This window comes from Microbacterium thalli (genome assembly GCF_028737325.1).
Classification (GTDB): Bacteria; Actinomycetota; Actinomycetes; order Actinomycetales; family Microbacteriaceae; genus Microbacterium; species Microbacterium thalli.
In genome coordinates this window covers 1-250 of sequence record NZ_JAQZCH010000023.1, presented here as the reverse complement: position 1 = coordinate 250, position 250 = coordinate 1, and the positions used below count along the sequence as shown (strand labels likewise).

General features: G+C 70.4%; 1 protein-coding gene. It reads right to left on the bottom strand.

All coding sequences use genetic code 11. The features are described 5' to 3' along the window. The coding region (locus PUW82_RS15105) for a M3 family metallopeptidase (RefSeq protein ID WP_274223135.1) at positions 1-250 on the bottom strand (250 nt) is incomplete at both ends.

Below are 250 nucleotides of genomic sequence, written 5' to 3'. Positions count from 1 at the left end.
CCGCGCTGTAACCGCCGGAGAACACGTGCGCGAAGTACGTCGACGAATACCGCGTCGGCACGGCGGGGTCGTCGAGCCCGATGTCTGCCAGCGCCGCGGCCTCGAACGCCGCGACGTCGTCCACGTCGTCGTCGACGAAGAGCCGATGCCAGGCCTGGTCGAGCCAGGCGGCGGCCAGATACTCGCTCGTCGCGTGTCCCTGATCGAACGTCTCGGTCGCCCGGAGGCGGTCGACGATCGCGGGGTCGAG